Source organism: Streptomyces sp. NPDC101178 (assembly GCF_044767965.1).
Classification (GTDB): Bacteria; Actinomycetota; Actinomycetes; order Streptomycetales; family Streptomycetaceae; genus Streptomyces.
On record NZ_JBIWOZ010000003.1, the window covers coordinates 168,264 to 184,406 of the forward strand.

Sequence of the window (16,143 nt, forward strand, 5' to 3'; positions counted from 1 at the left end):
CGGACCGCTCCGGCCGCCCCGGCGCGCACAGCCGGACCCGCTCCCGCTCACTCCGATGCGCCCGGCGCACGATGTGATCCCGCGCGGAGCAGCAGCGGCGCCTCCTCCACCGGCCCCGCCCCGGCGTACTCCGCCACTGCCGCATAGTCATCCGGATCACCCGCCGAAGCGCTTCGCGGAGTCTCGCAGCTGCCCGGCTCGTCGTCGGCCGCGAGGACGCAGTGCAGCTCCACGGTCCGCCCGCCCGGTCCCATCAGGGTGAGTACGGAACGGAGTTCTCCGCCGGAGGTGTTGCGGTGGTAGGCGCGCGCCCAGGTCTCGCCACCCCCGGTCATGACACAGGTCTGCGCCTCGACGCCCTCCGGCGCGACCACCTCAGGACCGCACCGGGCAGCGTTCTCGACACCCCTTTTCGAGGGTGATGCCGACAGCGGCGGAGAAGGGGGATCGGTTTTTTCGGCGGACAGTTCATCAGAAAGCTTCTTTTCACGGCTTTCTGATGAACTGTCCGCCGATTCCTCACCCGCCGAAACCCCGTCCGAGGAGCCTCCAGGATCTGCGGAAGCAACGACAGGAATGAGGCACGCGAACGCGACGGCCGCCGTGAGACCGATCGTGCGGAGATTCATGGTGGCCCCCTTGCCGACCGCGCGCACCATCACGGATATCGCGCACAAGCAGGTACGCATCAGGAGGCGACGATATCGACGCGGGGCGCGCGGCCGTGCCGCCCGGCGCCCGTTCACCGCGCATACGGCCCGGCTCACACCCGTACGAGTGCCCGGCTCGCACCCGTACGAGTGAGAGCCGGGCCCGTGACACCGGCCGGCACGCCGGTCACACCGGCTAGTACGCCAGCCGGCTTCCGCCGTCCGGGGCGCTGGTGCTCGCCGCGACCAGCGCGTCCAGGACCGCCTCGACGTCCGGGAGCCAGGGCGCGGCCACCGGGGCGCCCTTGGCGGAGGCCCGGCGGAAGACCGGAGGCGAAGGGCGGGCCGCCGGGGGTGCGGGGACCCGCTCCCAGCGCACCTGGCCCGTGCCGATCTCGGAGGGCGGCAGCACGAGATAGCCGCCCTCGCCGTGGAACCGGAGCGAGCTGGGCACCCAGTCCTTGCTGTACAGCAGCTCGCCGAGCCGCTCCAGCGTGTACGGAGCCACCAGCAGCGACCACCGGGTCGGCGTCGCCACGACGGGGCCCAGCCGCATGCCCATGCGGTCCAGCGCGACCAGAGCTCTCGCGCCGGCCAGCGCGGGCAGGCTCACGGCGCACGGCGCCCGGCCGCCGGTCGCCAGCATCACCGGGGCGGCCGGGCGGTTGGTCCACCACCAGCGCACCATCCGCTCGTCCGTGGTGGCCGCCAGCAGTCCGGGATCGAAGGGGTGCGCGCCGGGAACGGCGCAGTCGGGGTCGGGGCAGGCGCAGCCGAGGCCACGCCCGTCACGCAGGGCGGCCGGCGCGGTCCCGGCTCCGGGGAGCACGGGCCACTGCCATGCGGTGGCGAAGGTCAGGGCCGCGTCGAGCCGGGCGGCACCCTCCTTGCGCCGGAGCCGGAGCCTGCGTCGCCTTCCGAGGATCTCGCGCATGAGCGCTCGTTCCTTTCCGTTGAACGCCGAGTCCACATGACGCCACGCGGGTGGGACATCGCGTGCGTCTCTTCGCTGTGCTTACGTGCTCATCAGGTTTCCGCGGTACGGGATACGGGCGTGCCTTCGGTACCGAGCGTGAGCCGAGCCGAGCCGAGTGGAACCGATCCGAGTGGAACCGATCTGGGGTGGTGCCGAGCTGCGTGGAGCCGGGGGCGCCCGCCACGGGCGCCGCGTGTCTGCCGGCCGGGCCCGAACCCCCGCCGCGTGGGGCGGAGGCGTGACCGTCACTTGATCACGACCGTCACGGGTAAGGACGTCCGGACCCGCTGTCAGGTTCCTGAGCGATCACATCCACCCGTGGGCGTCTGCCCCGAGCATCGTCGATTACGTACCCAGCCTGCCCGGAATGACGCTGTCCCTGGGATTTCGTCCCCGGGACACCCCTGGTGGAGCCTTGTCGAACGGCCCCAGTCGATCGCAAATAGCCGCCGGAGGGTGCACTTTTCGGCCAACCTGACTGACACTGGAGAGGAGCGGATCCGGCGAGCCTCCAGAGGACAATGCTGGACATCAGGTTACTTGTGCGTGTACATATGGATGGATTGATAGTGGCGCAGAATCACATGGGGGTTTGCGATGCTATTCGACGAATCGCACCGGCCGGAAAGCTGGCTGCCATGAGCGCCCCACACCTTCCGAAAGTGGCTGGAATCGATCCAGAAGTTCCGGTTTCAACGCAGTCTGCCGCGCCGCTGAGAGAGGTCCCGGCAGCGCCCGGAGCCTTCATCCAGGACCGGCTCGCGGGCTGGGTCTCCGATCTCACGACCCTCCACGAACTCACCGAGCGGCTGGCCTCCACCACCACCCTGGACGCCGCCCTGAACGAGCTGCTGCACGCCGGAGCCGCCCTCGTCGGCGCCCGTCGCGGCCTCCTCGTGCTGGAACCGGCGGGCGACCACGCGATGCCGTCCACCACTCTCGGCCTCGGCCTCGGCCACGCGGACCTCGGGCATATCGAGAGCGTGCGGCGCGACGGCACCGCGCTCGGCCGCGTCCTCGGCGGCCACCCCGGCACCGCGGACGGCGTCAGCACCCCCGACCTGCTCGGCGATCCGGACCTGGACCCCCGCCACCGCGAGGTCGCCACCCGCCTCGGCTACGCCGCCAGCTACGCCCTGCCGCTCGCCTCCGAGGCCGCCGGACGGCTCGGCGCGGCCCTCTGGCTCTACGACGAACCCGGCGAGCCCTCGGAGAAGCAGCGCCACCTCGTCGGCCTGTACGCGCGGTACGCGACCGAGCACCTGGCCCGCCTGATCGAGCTGGAGCGCGCCCGCGCCGACATCGCGACCGTCGCCGAGGAGCTGCTGCCCAGCCGGCTGCCCCGCATCCCCGGCGTCCAGCTCGCCGCCCGGCACCGGACCGGCCCCCAAGGCGGCGGCGACTGGTACGACGCGCTGCCACTCCCGGACCACGCGCTCGGCCTCGCGGTCGGCTCGGTCGGCGGATCCGGGCCGAGCGCCATGGCCGCCATGGGCCGGCTGCGCGCGAGCCTGCGGGCGTACGCCGTGATGGAGGGCGAGGACCCCGTCGCCGTACTCTCCGATCTGGAACTCCTGCTCCGGCTGACCGAGCCCGCGCGGACCGCCACCGCCCTCTTCGCCTACTGCGAGCCCGCCGCCCGCAAGGTCGTGCTCGCCGGGGCCGGGCACACCCCGCCGCTGGTACTCGGCGAGCGGCGCTGCGAGTACGTCGAGACCACGCTCTCCGCGCCGCTGGGGATGCTCGCCTGCTGGGAGGCGCCGAGCGTGGAGTTCTCGCCGGCGTCCGGAGAAACGGTGCTTCTCTACACCGACGGGCTGCTGCGCCGCACCGGCGACGCGATGGACCGCGCCTTCGCCCGGCTGCACTCCGCCGCCGCCTCCGTACCGAAGGCGAGCCGGCACGATCCGGAAGCCGTCGCCGACCACGTCCTGCGCACGGTGCTGCCCGACGGGCTCGACCGGAGCGGCTCCACCGAGGATGTGGTCCTCCTCGCCGCGCACTTCGCATGACCTCCTCGGTAACAGGTCTTTCGGCCCTGGGACCCCTTCCGTACGCCCGTACGATGGGTGATGGTCCAGTGTCGTAACAAGGAGAGACAAATCGTGTCTGAGGAGCTCATCCCGGAGACCCCGGAGCAGGAGACCGAGGAGAACGAAGCGGCGGAGCCGATCAAGCAGCGGAAGAACGGCCTGTACCCGGGTGTCTCCGACGAGCTTGCCGAGAACATGAAGTCGGGCTGGGCCGACACCGAGCTGCACGGGCTCGAACCGATCGCCCAGGCCGCGCACACCGCCGCCCGCCGCGCCGCGCTCTCCGCCCGCTTCCCCGGCGAGCGTCTCGTGATCCCCGCGGGCAACCTGAAGACCCGCTCCAACGACACCGAGTACGCCTTCCGCGCCTCCACCGAGTACGCGTACCTCACGGGTGACCGGACCCAGGACGGCGTGCTCGTCCTGGAGCCGGCCGGAGACAGCGGACACCGGGCCACGATCTACCTGCTGCCCCGCTCGAACCGGGAGAACGGCGAGTTCTGGCTGGACGGCCAGGGCGAGCTGTGGGTCGGCCGCCGCCACTCCCTCGCCGAGGCCGAGCAGCTGCTGGGCATCCCCGCGAAGGACGTCCGCGAGATCGCCGCCGCGCTGGCCGAGGCCACCGGCCCGGTCCGCAACGTCCGCGGCCACGACGCCGCCATCGAGGCCGCGCTCACCGACAAGGTGACCGCCGAGCGCGACGAGGAACTGCGGGTATACCTCTCCGAGGCCCGCCTCGTGAAGGACGCCTTCGAGATCGCCGAGCTGCAGAAGGCCTGCGACGCCACCGCGCGCGGCTTCGAGGACGTCGTCAGGAGCCTGGACAAGGCAGAGGCGACCAGCGAGCGCTTCATCGAGGGAACGTTCTTCCTCCGCGCCCGCATCGAGGGCAACGACATCGGCTACGGCTCGATCTGCGCCGCCGGACCGCACGCCACCACCCTCCACTGGGTCCGCAACGACGGCGCCGTCCGCGCCGGCGAGCTGCTGCTCCTGGACGCCGGCGTGGAGACGAACGACCTCTACACCGCCGACGTGACGCGCACCCTGCCGATCAACGGCACGTTCTCGCCGCTCCAGCGCACGATCTACGACGCGGTGTACGAGGCCCAGGAGGCGGGCATCGCCGCCGTGAAGCCCGGTGCTTCCTTCCGCGACTTCCACGACGCCTCGCAGCGCGTGCTCGCGGAGAAGCTCGTGGAGTGGGGCCTGCTCGGCGACCTGTCCGTGGACAAGGTCCTGGAACTCGGCCTCCAGCGCCGCTGGACCCTGCACGGCACCGGCCACATGCTCGGCATGGACGTCCACGACTGCGCCGTCGCGCGGACCGAGGCGTACGTCGACGGGGTCCTGGAGCCGGGCGTCTGCCTGACCGTGGAGCCGGGCCTGTACTTCCAGGCCGACGACCTGACCGTGCCCGAGGAGTACCGCGGCATCGGCGTCCGGATCGAGGACGACATCCTGGTCACAGAGGACGGCAACCGGAACCTCTCCGACAAGCTGCCGCGCCGGGCCGACGAGGTCGAGGCGTGGATGGCCCGGCTCAAGGGCTGATCCGCCCACCGCCTGATGAGAGGGCGCGCCGCTCACACCATGAGCAGTGCGCCCTCCCGCCATTTCAGGACCTTGTCGAAGCTGACCACCGCGCCCCGGCCCGGCCGGTTGCCGAACTGGACGTGGTCGGCGAGCTGCTCGATGAGGTCCAGTCCGCGGCCGCTCTCGGCGACGCACGGGATGTACGGGGGGAACGTGGGCTGGGCACCGACGGGCTCGGCGCCCCGGGTCTTCTCGATGTGCTCCGCGTGTTCGGTGTGCGCGGCGGGGCGAAGCGCGCGCCGGGCGGGGAAGCCCGGCCCCGAGTCGGCCACCTCGATACGGCATTTCTCGCCGTCCAGATAGGCCGTGACCCGGTACTGCCCGGAGTCCGCCGGAGGCCTTCCGGGTCCGTGATCCCCTTGCTCATCGAGGCCCGACCGGTCGCCGCCGTGTTCGACGGCGTTGGCACAGGCCTCGCTGAGCGCGACCGACAGGTCGAAGGAGATGTCCGGATCCACCCCCGCGGTTTCCATGGTGCCGAGCAGAAAACGACGGGCGAGCGGAACGCTCGCAGCTTCGCGCCGCAAATGGAGTGACCACCAGATGCTCATGCTCCAGCCTCCTGGCTGCGGCTCGACGTACCGATACGTATTGCCGCACAAGGCACTTCGTAAGCACGGATCGGCTGTGAGAGCCCTCATTCGGCGGATGCGGATATTCCGCGCACCGGTGTATGGCCACTCGGGGAACCACCCCGGCGGAGGCCGGGGCGGGTTCCGGAAGCGGCGCGTCCACACTCCGTACATCCCCCGCCAACAGCCGCAACAAGCGCGCTTGCGGACGGAGGCTGATGTTTGGGACCTGCCGTACCGCCAAGGGGTGTCCAGTGCGATGATGTTCCGGCCATGTCCACGCCTGTCGCACACGCCGGAGCCGGTCTGCGGCTCATGAGGGCCGCGGTGTTCACCGCGGTCTGCGTCGTGCTGTCCGCGGCGGGACACGCGTTCGCGGCCGGTGCGCCGGTGCCCGCCTGGACCCTGCTCGCCGGATTCCTCGGCGTCCTCGCCGTGGCCTCCGTCCTCGCCGGACGGGAACGCTCCCTGCCGTCGATCGCGGGTGCGCTGGCGGGCGGCCAGCTCGCCCTGCACGTCCTCTTCGCGTACGGCAGCCACGGCAGCGCGCAGGCCGTCACCGCGCCCCGGGGCAGCGGTGAGAATCCGCTGATCCGCTTCGCCGCCGGGCTGGTGTGCGGTGGCGGGCCGGGGCAGCTCGACGCGGCCGACGCCCACCGCATCGTCACCACGGCGGGCATCGACCCCTCCACGGTTGCGGGCCACGGCCACCTCGCCTCGGGCGCCACCACGGCGGCTCCGGAGGGCGGGTCGGGCCTGGTGTCGGCGTACGCCTCGGTGGTCGCGCTGCTGCCGGGCCTGCCGATGTTCCTGACCCACCTGCTGGCCGCGCTCGCCGCCGGCTGGCTGCTGCGGCGCGGCGAGGCCGCCCTCTTCCGGGTGGCCCGGCTCTCCGCGCACGGCGCCCAGGCGCTCGCGGCCGGCGCCCGGCTGCGCTCCCTGCGCGCCGCGCTCGCGCTCGTACGCGCCCTGCGCGCCGGAGCGCGTGAGCAGCTCGCGAGCGGCCCGCGCCCTCTGCGTACGGCCGACGACGACCCGGTACCGGCCACCGAAGGTCCTCTGGACCACCTGGTGATCAGGCGCGGGCCGCCGGCCCCGTACGCCCTCGCAGCCTGACGCGACACCTGCGCCCACCGCCGTACCCGAACGCCGGCCGTCCCACCGGACGGTCCCTCGGGGACGGCCCACGCGGGCATGGCCGGATCCCTCACGGACCGGACGAGGTGTCGTGCCGCCGTCGCGTACCCGCGCGCCGGACCAGCGTGTTCCTCGTCCCCGTATTCCTCTTCCTCCGTGGAGTGATTCCGCCATGAACCTTTCCCGTACCGCCATCGCCGCCGGCGTCGCCGCCTCCACCGTCCTGCTGCTCGCCGGGCCCGCCGCCGCGCACGTCAGCGTCCAGCCGCAGGGCGAGGCCGCCAAGGGCGGTTACGCCACCCTCAACTTCAAGGTCCCCAACGAGCGGGACCAGGCCTCCACGGTCAAGCTCGAAGTGAACTTCCCGGCCGAGCACCCGCTCTCCTCCGTCACCCCGGAGGCCGTACCGGGCTGGAAGATCCAGATCACCAAGGGCAAGCTCGACAAGCCCCTTGAGGTGCACGGCCGGAAGATCACCGAGGCCGTCACCAAGGTGACCTGGACCGCCGACGGCTCCAAGATCGCGCCCGGCTACTTCCAGCAGTTCCCGGTCTCCGTCGGCCAGCTTCCCGAGGACGCCGACCAGCTGGTCTTCAAGGCCATCCAGACGTACGACAACAAGGAAGTCGTCCGCTGGATCGAGGAGCCGAAGGCCGGCGGCGAGGAGCCCGACAGCCCGGCACCGGTCCTGGCCCTGTCCGCCGCGAGCGACGACCACCACGGCGGCGGCGCGGCCGACGAGGCCGGTGACGACCACGCGGCCGACGACAAGGCCGCCTCGGCCGAGGGTGACACGAAGGAGACGCACGCCGCGTCCTCCTCCTCCAGCGACACCACGGCCCGCACGCTGGGCATCATCGGCATCCTCGTCGGCATCGCGGGCGTCGCCTTCGGCGTGCTCGCCGGCCGCCGCCGTACGACCTGATCCACCCGGGGCCGGGCCGTACGGCGTACGCGTACGGCCCGGCCCGCCGGCCCCACCACCCGCACCACGTTCAGGACACCCCCTCATGCGCAACAGAAAAGCAGTGACGGCCGTGGCGTTCGCCGCGGCGGCCGCACTGGCCCTCTCGGCCTGCGGTACCGGCGACAGCACGACGGAGTCCTCGTCGATCGCCGATGTCGAGGCCTCCCCGAAGACCGAGGCCGCGACCGTGCTCGACCGGCCGTTCACCAAGCCGAACCTCGTCCTCACCGACACGAACGGCAAGGAGTACGACTTCCGCGAGGTGACCAAGGGCAAGCCGACGCTCATCTACTTCGGCTACACCAACTGCCCCGACGTCTGCCCGCTGACCATGAGCAACATCTCCATCGCCAAGCGGGACCTGCCCAAGGCCGACCAGGAGAAGCTCCAGGTCGTCTTCGTCACCACCGACCCCGAGCGCGACACACCGGCCTCGCTCGGCAAGTGGCTCAAGGCCCAGGACCCCACCTTCACCGGCCTCACCGGCGACTTCCCCACCATCCAGGCGGGCGCGCGGCAGATCGGCATCGGCATCGAGCCGGCGACGAAGGACAAGGACGGCAAGCCCGTCTCGATGCACGGGGCGCAGGTCGTCGCCTTCTCGCCGAAGACGGACGGCGGATACGTGCTGTACGGCGAGGACACCACCGCCGAGGAGTACGCCAAGGACCTCCCCAAGCTGATCAAGGGGGAGAACCCGTGAACCGCCGCACCACCCTCGCCGCCGTCCTCGCCCTCACCACGGGGCTGACGCTGGCGGGGTGCTCCGAGGACGGCGGCGAGCCCGAGCTGAAGGTCGTCGGCGCCTTCATGCCGCAGCCCGTCAGCGACATGGCCGCCGGCTTCCTCGTCGTACAGAACAGCGGGTCCACCGCCGACCGGCTCACCTCGGTGACCAGCCCGCTCTCCGACGACGTCACGATCCACGAGACGAAGAACCAGCAGATGCGCGAGGTCGAATCGTTCGAGGTGCCGGCGGGCGGCGAGCTGGATCTCGAACGCGGCGGCAACCACATCATGTTCATGAAGCTCAAGCAGATGCCCAAGCAGGGCGAGAAGGTCTCCGTCGAGCTGCACTTCGAGAAGGCCGACCCCATCGCGGTCGACCTGCCGGTGAAGGAAACCACCCACAACCCGAAGAAGCAGTGAGGGTCCGACCGTGACGACTGCCACCGCCCCGCACCCCGGAACGTCCCCGATACCGCGGCCGCTCACCGCCGCCGCGCTCGTCGCCGCCCTGCTGAGCCTGGTGTTCGGGCTGCTGCTGGCCGGTGCCGGACCGGCGTCCGCGCACGCCGCCCTCACCGGGAGCGACCCGCAGGACGGGGCGGTGGTGGCCACCGCGCCGAAGGAGGTCACCCTCACCTTCTCCGAGGCGATCGCCGTCGGCGACGGGTCGATCCGGGTCCTGGACCCCAGCAGCAAGCGCGTCGACACCGGCGCCGAGCCGAAGGACCTGTCCGACGGCTCCACCGTCCGCTACGGCGTCGACCTTCACTCCGGCCTTCCCGAGGGCACCTACACCGTGGCCTGGCAGGCGATCTCCGCCGACAGCCACCCCATCTCCGGCGCCTTCACCTTCTCCATCGGCGCCCCTTCCGAGACCACCGTGGCCCTGCCCTCCGAGGAGGTGGGCGGCGGCCCGGTCGGTGTCGTCTACGGCATCGCGCGGTACGTCGCGTACGCCGGGTTCGTCCTGCTCGTGGGCGGCGCGGCCTTCGTCCTGGGCTGCTGGCCGCCAGGCGCGAGCGCGCGGCCGATACAGCGGCTCGTGGTGCGCGGCTGGGTCACGCTGACCGCCGCGACCCTGGTCATGCTGCTGCTGCGCAACCCGTACACGGGCAGCGGGAAGTTCGCGGACGCCTTCGATCTGGACGGGCTCCAGGGTGTCCTGGACACCAAGCCGGGCGCCGCCCTCGTCTCGCGGCTGCTGCTGCTCGGCGCGGCCGCGCTCTTCATCGCCGTGCTGTTCGGTACGTACGCCCGACGTGAGGACGCCGTCGAGAAGAGGGACCTCACCTTCGGTCTCGCGGTCGGCGGCGGGGTCGTCGCGGCGGGCATCGCCGCCACCTGGGCCATGTCCGAGCACGCGTCGACCGGCATCCAGGCGGGGATCGCCATGCCGGTGGACGTGTTGCACCTGCTGGCGGTGGCCGCCTGGCTGGGTGGTCTGGCCTCGCTGCTGGTGGCGCTGTACCGGACGCCGGACATCGACAGCGGTGCCGTACGGCGGTTCTCCCGGGTCGCGTTCGGCAGCGTCCTCGTCCTGGCGGCGACCGGGATCTACCAGTCGTGGCGGCAGGTCGGCTCCTGGTCGGCACTGACCGGGACGCGGTACGGGCAGCTGCTGATCATCAAGGTCGCGCTCATCGCGGTCCTGCTCGCCGTGGCGTGGTTCTCGCGGCGGTGGACGGGGCGGCTGACGGATGCCGCACCCGGCGGGGCCGCTGAGGAGGCGCCCGGTCCGGTGACGGCCTCGGACGGTGTCGACCCCGAGCGGGCGGCCCAACTGGCCCGGCAGCAGGCCGTGCTGACCGCCACGAAGAAGAAGCGGATACGGGACGCCGACCCGGAGCGTTCCGGGCTGCGCCGCTCGGTCCTGGCCGAGGCGGCGATCGCCGTGGTCCTGCTCGCCGTCACCACGGTGCTGACGTCGACCGAGCCGGGCCGTACGGAGGAGGAGGCCCTGGGTGCCTCCACCGCCGCGGCGGCACCGGCGGCGGGCCCCGTCAACCTGAGCATGCCCTTCGACACCGGCGGCCGGAACGGCAAGGGAACCGTCCGGATCGACATCGACCCCGGGCGCTCCGGCGCCAACGAACTGCACGTGTGGGTCGACGGCACCGACGGCAAGCCGCTGGACGTCCCCGAGCTCAAGGTCGCCCTCACCCTGGAGGCGCAGGAGATCGGTCCGCTGCCGGTCGCGCCGGACCGGCTCGCCGCGGGGCACTGGTCGGCGAGCAATGTCCAGATCCCGCTGGCGGGGGAGTGGAAGGTCGACGTGACGGTACGGACCTCCGACATCGACCAGGTCACCATCGACAAGAACGTGAAGATCGGCTGAGGTACGTGAGCACGACCAGGAAGCAGGACCAGGACCGGGGCCGTGGCGAGGGTCCGGACTCCGCGCCGGACTCCACGTCCGCCGGCGTCTCGCGGCGGCGGCTGCTGGGCGGTGTGGGCGCTGCGGGCGCCGCCGGGCTGGCACTCGGCGCGGGCGGCGGGGCCGCCGGGTACGCCGCGACCCGTTCCGATCCGCCGACCGCTCTGGCCACCGTCGGCTCCACCGAGGCGATGTTTCACGGGAAACATCAACCGGGGATCACCACTCCGCTTCAGGCCCGGGGCCACCTCGTCGCCTTCGACCTGGTGGCGGGCGCGGGCCGCAAGGAGGCCGTGGCCCTGATGCGGCGCTGGTCGGCGGTGGCCCGCGAGCTGATGGCGGGCCGTCCGGCGGGAGGCTCGGCGGACGGGCCCGGCCACGACACCGGCATCGCGCTGGACGCGGGGCCTTCCTCCCTCACGGTCACCTTCGGCTTCGGCCGTACGTTCTTCGCGCGTACGGGTCTCACCTCGCGGCTGCCCGCCGGGCTCGACCCGCTGCCCGCGTTCTCGTCCGACCAGCTGGACGCCAGGCGCTCCGACGGCGACCTGTGGGTGCAGATCGGCGCCGATGACGCACTGGTCGCCTTCCACGCGCTGCGGGCCGTACAGAAGGAGGGCGCGGGAACAGCAAAGGTGCGCTGGCAGATGAACGGCTTCAACCGCACCCCTGGGGCCACGGCCCGGCCGATGACCGCGCGCAACCTGATGGGCCAGATCGACGGGACCGGCAACCCGAAGCCGGCCGACGAGGACTTCGGGCAGCGGGTGTTCGTGCCCGCCTCCCCCGGCACCCCGCATGAGTGGCTGGAGGGCGGTTCGTACGCCGTCGTCCGCCGGATCAGGATGCTGCTGGACGACTGGGAGAAGCTTCCGGTGGACCGGCAGGAGCGGGTCATCGGGCGGCGCAAGGCGGACGGGGCGCCGCTGAGCGGCGGGAGCGAGACCACGGAGATGGACCTCGACAAGGCGGGCCCGGACGGCCGGCTCCTGATCCCCGACGACGCGCACGCCCGGATCTCCTCGCCCGAGAAGAACGGCGGCGCCGCCATGCTGCGGCGCCCGTTCTCATACCACGACGGGGTCGCGGAGGACGGCACTCCGGACGCCGGGCTGCTCTTCGTCTGCTGGCAGGCGGACCCCTTCAAGGGGTTCGTGCCGGTGCAGCGGAAGCTCGACCGGGGCGACGCGCTGTCGCCGTTCATCCGGCACGAGGCGAGCGGGCTGTTCGCGGTGCCGGGCGGGGCGGCGGAGGGCGAGTACGTGGGGCAGCGGCTGCTGGAGTCGTGAGGCGTACAGGTGTCCGCGGGCCGGCCCCGACCGGATTCTGAGACGGCGGTGCCCCTGGCGTACGGCGCAATAGGGTGAGCGTATGTCAGCCACGCGCTACGCCTATCTCGGTCCCGAAGGCACCTTCACCGAGGTCGCCCTCCGTACGCTCCCGGAAGCCGCCACCCGCGAGCTCGTCCCGATGGTCTCCGTGCCGGCGGCCCTGGACGCCGTACGCAACGGAGAGGCGGCGGCGGCCCTCGTACCGATCGAGAACTCCGTCGAAGGCGGCATCACGGCCACGCTCGACGAGCTGACCAGCGGCGAGCCGCTGATGATCTACCGCGAGGTACTGCTCTCCATCACCTTCGCGCTGCTCGTACGGCCGGGCACCAAGCTGTCGGACGTCAAGACGGTCACCGCGCACCCGGCCGCCCAGCCGCAGGTGCGCAACTGGATGGCGGCCCACCTCCCGCAGGCCGTGTGGGAGTCGGCGGCGTCCAACGCGGACGGCGCCCGGTTGGTCCAGGAGGGGCGCTACGACGCCGCGTTCGCCGGTGAGTTCGCCGCCGCCACCTACGGCCTCGAACCGCTGGTCACGGAGATCCACGACGCCGAGAACGCGCAGACCCGCTTCGTCCTGGTGGGCCGTCCGGCCCGGCCGTCCGCGCCGACCGGGGCCGACAAGACGTCCGTGGTGATCTGGCTGGGCGACGACCACCCAGGTGCGCTGCTGGAGCTGCTCCAGGAGTTCGCGGTGCGCGGCGTCAACCTGATGCTGATCCAGTCCCGCCCGACCGGCGAGGGGATCGGCAACTACTGCTTCGCCGTGGACGCCGAGGGCCACATCGCGGACCGGCGGGTCGGGGAGGCGCTGATGGGGCTGAAGCGGATCTGCCCGAAGGTGCGGTTCCTCGGCTCGTACCCGCGGGCGGGCGTCTCGGCGGACGAGGTCCGGCCGCTGCGGGCGGGCACCTCGGACAGCGCCTTCACTGAGGCCTCCGACTGGCTGGCGCGCAGCCAGGACGGGCGGATCTGACCGGCCCAGCTCCGCTCCCGTCGGCTCCGCGGGCGGTCGACCGCGCTGCGCCCGCGGGCGGTCGACCGCGCCGGGTCCGCGGGCGGTCGACCGCGCTGCGCTGTGGTCCTACCTACACATAGTCATCCGCCCACAGAGTTATCCACAGGCTCGCTTCTCGACCTGGGGACAAGTCGACACCTCAATGCGACATCATCGACAAATCAACGCGGTGGATCTGGATGTCTCCACAGAGGCCCGACTCGCCATGAGCCCTCCCGGGTCGCGCGAATTCTCTTGATCAACTCACCAGAGCGACGAATTGCCACCCGAATGAGCGTGCGGGGCAGGTTTCGACGACGGAGACCGGGGGATCGAGCCGCCTTCGTCCACGCCTCGGAACATTCCGTTCCAGCATCCACAGAACTTCTTCACAGCCTGTGGATAACCATTCCGGAGCGCACTCTCCTGTGGACAACGCGAGCGAGGCCTCCCCCAACTCCCCCTCCATCCAAGGCTCGTACGTCAAGAGAGCCCGCACCTTCTGCCCTGTTCAGGGGAGTTAACCACCGTTATTGACGCACCACCCGCGTGCGCACCTCGCGATTCACCACCAGAAATACCAATTGCGGCAATTCGGGCAAAGTGACACGCTCGGCAATATCGGTTCGAGTGCGAGATCCGCGCACCGGTAGCCTGGAGGGGTGATTGACCTTCGCCTGCTCCGTGAGGACCCCGACCGTGTTCGCGCCTCCCAGCGCGCCCGTGGAGAGGACGTCGCGCTCGTCGACGCCCTGCTCTCCGCCGACGAGCTGCGCAGGTCGTCCGGTGTCCGCTTCGACGAACTCCGCAACGAACAGAAGTCGCTCGGCAAGCTGATCCCCAAGGCCACCCCCGAGGAGCGCGCCGAGCTCCTCAAGAAGGCCGAGCAGCTCAAGGCCGACGTCAAGGCGGCCGACGCCGCCCAGGACGAGGCCGACGCCGAGGCCAAGCGGCTGCTCCTCCAGCTCGGCAACCTCGTCCACGAGGACGTGCCGGTCGGCGGCGAGGAGGACTTCGTCGTCCTGGAGACGCACGGCACCATCCGCGACTTCGGCGCCGAGGGCTTCGAGCCCAAGGACCACCTGGAGCTCGGCGAGGCGCTCGGCGCCATCGACATGGAGCGCGGGGCCAAGGTCTCCGGATCGCGGTTCTACTACCTGACGGGCGTCGGCGCGCTCCTGGAGCTGGCCCTCGTCAACGCGGCGATCGCCCAGGCCACCGAGGCCGGCTTCATCCCGATGCTGACCCCCGCGCTGGTCCGCCCGCGCGCCATGGAGGGCACCGGCTTCCTCGGCCAGGCCGCGGAGAACGTGTACCACCTGGAGAAGGACGACTACTACCTGGTCGGCACGTCGGAGGTCCCGCTCGCGGCCTACCACATGGACGAGATCGTGGAGGCGGACAAGCTGCCCCTGCGCTACGCCGGGTTCTCCCCCTGCTTCCGCCGCGAGGCCGGTACGTACGGCAAGGACACCCGCGGCATCTTCCGCGTCCACCAGTTCGACAAGGTCGAGATGTTCTCGTACGTCGACCCGGCGGACGCCGAGGCCGAGCACCGCAGGCTCCTGGAGTGGGAGAAGCAGTGGCTCACCGGCCTCGAACTGCCCTTCCAGGTCATCGACGTCGCCACCGGTGACCTCGGCGCATCGGCCTCGCGCAAGTTCGACTGCGAGGCGTGGATCCCGACCCAGGGCAAGTACCGCGAGCTGACCTCCGCCTCGAACTGCGACAGCTTCCAGGCCCGCCGCCTCTCCGTCCGGATGCGCGAGGGCAAGAAGGTCCAGCCGCTGGCCACGCTCAACGGCACGCTCTGCGCCGTACCTCGCACGATCGTGGCGCTCCTGGAGAACCACCAGCTGCCCGACGGTTCGGTCCGGGTGCCCGAGATGCTCCGTCCGTACCTGGGCGGGCGCGAGGTCCTGGAACCGGTCGCCAAGTGACCTTCCCCTTCAAGCTCGTCGCGACCGACCTCGACGGCACGCTGCTGCGCGGCGACGACACGGTCTCCGAGCGCACCCGCGAGGCCCTGGGCGCCGCCACGGCGGCCGGTGCGGCGCACATCGTCGTCACCGGGCGCTCGGTCCCCTGGACCCGGCACATCCTGGACGACCTGGGCTACGACGGCCTCGCCGTCTGCGGTCAGGGCGCGCAGGTCTACCACGCGGGCGAGCACCGGCTGCTGACCTCGCTGACCCTGGACCGGCAGCTCGCCGGGCTCGCGCTCTCCAAGATCGAGGCGGAGGTCGGCCCGCTCGCACTGGCCGCCAGCCGCGACGGTCTGGAGGGCGAAGTGCTCGTCGGCCCCGGCTACCGGGTGCAGGAGGGGCCGCTGCCGTACGTCTTCGTGGACGACCACACGGAGATGTGGACCGCCCCGCTGAACAAGGTCTACCTCCAGCACCCGGAGCTCGACGACGACGCCCTGGCCACCGCGGCCCGCGCGGCTGTCGGCAATCTGGTCGACGTGGTCATGGCGGGCCCCGGCGTGGTGGAGATCCTCCCGCTCGGGCTGAGCAAGGCGACCGGCCTCTCGCTGGCCGCCCGCCGGCTCGGGGTGAAGGCCGCCGACACCATCGCCTTCGGTGACATGCCGAACGACATCCCGATGTTCGGCTGGGCGCGGCACGGCGTGGCCATGGCCAACGCCCACGACACGCTGAAGGCCGTGGCGCACGAGATCACCGCGTCCAACGAGCAGGACGGCATCGCGGTGGTCCTGGAGGAGCTGCTCCGCACGGGCTCCATCGCCGCGCCGCACTGACGCAACCCTGCCTGTCGGGC

The 16,143-nt window shown here is 71.6% G+C and carries 14 protein-coding genes; 11 read left to right on the forward strand and 3 right to left on the reverse strand.

The window, feature by feature from the left end; translation table 11 throughout:
- Positions 1-47: 47 nt before the first annotated feature.
- The gene (locus ACIRR8_RS09265; RefSeq protein ID WP_404061086.1) at positions 48-629 is read right to left on the reverse strand and encodes a hypothetical protein; all 582 of its coding nucleotides are present in this window, start codon (positions 627-629) and stop codon (positions 48-50) included.
- Between the two features lie 217 nt (positions 630-846).
- Entirely contained in the window at positions 847-1,584 is a 738-nt protein-coding gene (locus tag ACIRR8_RS09270; RefSeq protein ID WP_404061089.1) for a bifunctional DNA primase/polymerase, read from the reverse strand.
- Positions 1,585-2,147: 563 nt separating this feature from the next.
- Here ACIRR8_RS09270 and ACIRR8_RS09275 point away from each other — a divergent pair.
- Positions 2,148-3,638 (forward strand): PP2C family protein-serine/threonine phosphatase, encoded by a 1,491-nt coding sequence (locus ACIRR8_RS09275; protein ID WP_404061092.1) that lies wholly within the window; start codon positions 2,148-2,150, stop codon positions 3,636-3,638.
- A gap of 93 nt (positions 3,639-3,731) precedes the next feature.
- The gene (locus ACIRR8_RS09280; protein ID WP_404061094.1) at positions 3,732-5,213 is read left to right on the forward strand and encodes an aminopeptidase P family protein; all 1,482 of its coding nucleotides are present in this window, start codon (positions 3,732-3,734) and stop codon (positions 5,211-5,213) included.
- Between the two features lie 32 nt (positions 5,214-5,245).
- Here the strand turns inward: ACIRR8_RS09280 and ACIRR8_RS09285 are convergent, their stop codons facing one another.
- Positions 5,246-5,806, reverse strand: a complete 561-nt coding sequence (locus tag ACIRR8_RS09285; protein WP_404061097.1) for an ATP-binding protein — start codon at positions 5,804-5,806, stop codon at positions 5,246-5,248.
- 294 nt (positions 5,807-6,100) lie between these two features.
- Between ACIRR8_RS09285 and ACIRR8_RS09290 the strand changes: the two genes are divergently transcribed.
- The 9 genes from ACIRR8_RS09290 (at position 6,101) to ACIRR8_RS09330 (ending at position 16,123) form a co-directional block, all read left to right on the forward strand.
- Complete coding sequence (locus tag ACIRR8_RS09290) at positions 6,101-6,943, forward strand: hypothetical protein (protein ID WP_404061100.1); 843 nt, start codon at positions 6,101-6,103, stop codon at positions 6,941-6,943.
- Between the two features lie 193 nt (positions 6,944-7,136).
- Entirely contained in the window at positions 7,137-7,889 is a 753-nt protein-coding gene (locus ACIRR8_RS09295; RefSeq protein ID WP_404061102.1) for a YcnI family protein, read from the forward strand.
- A gap of 85 nt (positions 7,890-7,974) precedes the next feature.
- Positions 7,975-8,634 carry an SCO family protein gene (locus ACIRR8_RS09300; RefSeq protein ID WP_404061104.1) on the forward strand — a complete coding sequence of 220 codons (660 nt, stop codon included), beginning with the start codon at positions 7,975-7,977 and terminating at the stop codon, positions 8,632-8,634.
- Entirely contained in the window at positions 8,631-9,080 is a 450-nt protein-coding gene (locus tag ACIRR8_RS09305) for a copper chaperone PCu(A)C (protein WP_404061107.1), read from the forward strand. The genes ACIRR8_RS09300 and ACIRR8_RS09305 overlap by 4 nt, the downstream gene beginning before the upstream one ends.
- Before the next feature lie 10 nt (positions 9,081-9,090).
- The gene (locus ACIRR8_RS09310) at positions 9,091-10,995 is read left to right on the forward strand and encodes a copper resistance CopC/CopD family protein (protein ID WP_404061110.1); all 1,905 of its coding nucleotides are present in this window, start codon (positions 9,091-9,093) and stop codon (positions 10,993-10,995) included.
- A gap of 101 nt (positions 10,996-11,096) precedes the next feature.
- Positions 11,097-12,323 carry an iron uptake transporter deferrochelatase/peroxidase subunit gene (gene efeB / locus ACIRR8_RS09315; RefSeq protein ID WP_404062536.1) on the forward strand — a complete coding sequence of 409 codons (1,227 nt, stop codon included), beginning with the start codon at positions 11,097-11,099 and terminating at the stop codon, positions 12,321-12,323.
- Between the two features lie 82 nt (positions 12,324-12,405).
- The gene (gene pheA, locus ACIRR8_RS09320; protein ID WP_404061113.1) at positions 12,406-13,341 is read left to right on the forward strand and encodes a prephenate dehydratase; all 936 of its coding nucleotides are present in this window, start codon (positions 12,406-12,408) and stop codon (positions 13,339-13,341) included.
- A 683-nt stretch (positions 13,342-14,024) separates the two neighbouring features.
- On the forward strand, positions 14,025-15,302 hold the full coding sequence (gene serS / locus ACIRR8_RS09325; RefSeq protein WP_359212221.1) for a serine--tRNA ligase: 1,278 nt from the start codon (positions 14,025-14,027) through the stop codon (positions 15,300-15,302).
- On the forward strand, positions 15,299-16,123 hold the full coding sequence (locus ACIRR8_RS09330) for an HAD family hydrolase (RefSeq protein WP_404061116.1): 825 nt from the start codon (positions 15,299-15,301) through the stop codon (positions 16,121-16,123). The genes serS and ACIRR8_RS09330 overlap by 4 nt, the downstream gene beginning before the upstream one ends.
- Positions 16,124-16,143: the final 20 nt, after the last annotated feature.

Bases quoted from the DNA above. Each gene is read 5' to 3' on its own strand.
- pheA (WP_404061113.1), top strand. From the start codon at position 12,406: ATGTCAGCCACGCGCTACGCCTATCTCGGTCCCGAAGGCACCTTCACC.
- ACIRR8_RS09275 (WP_404061092.1), top strand. From the start codon at position 2,148: ATGCTGGACATCAGGTTACTTGTGCGTGTACATATGGATGGATTGATA.
- ACIRR8_RS09265 (WP_404061086.1), bottom strand. From the start codon at position 629: ATGAATCTCCGCACGATCGGTCTCACGGCGGCCGTCGCGTTCGCGTGC.
- ACIRR8_RS09295 (WP_404061102.1), top strand. From the start codon at position 7,137: ATGAACCTTTCCCGTACCGCCATCGCCGCCGGCGTCGCCGCCTCCACC.
- ACIRR8_RS09300 (WP_404061104.1), top strand. From the start codon at position 7,975: ATGCGCAACAGAAAAGCAGTGACGGCCGTGGCGTTCGCCGCGGCGGCC.
- ACIRR8_RS09290 (WP_404061100.1), top strand. From the start codon at position 6,101: ATGTCCACGCCTGTCGCACACGCCGGAGCCGGTCTGCGGCTCATGAGG.
- ACIRR8_RS09285 (WP_404061097.1), bottom strand. From the start codon at position 5,806: ATGAGCATCTGGTGGTCACTCCATTTGCGGCGCGAAGCTGCGAGCGTT.
- ACIRR8_RS09270 (WP_404061089.1), bottom strand. From the start codon at position 1,584: ATGCGCGAGATCCTCGGAAGGCGACGCAGGCTCCGGCTCCGGCGCAAG.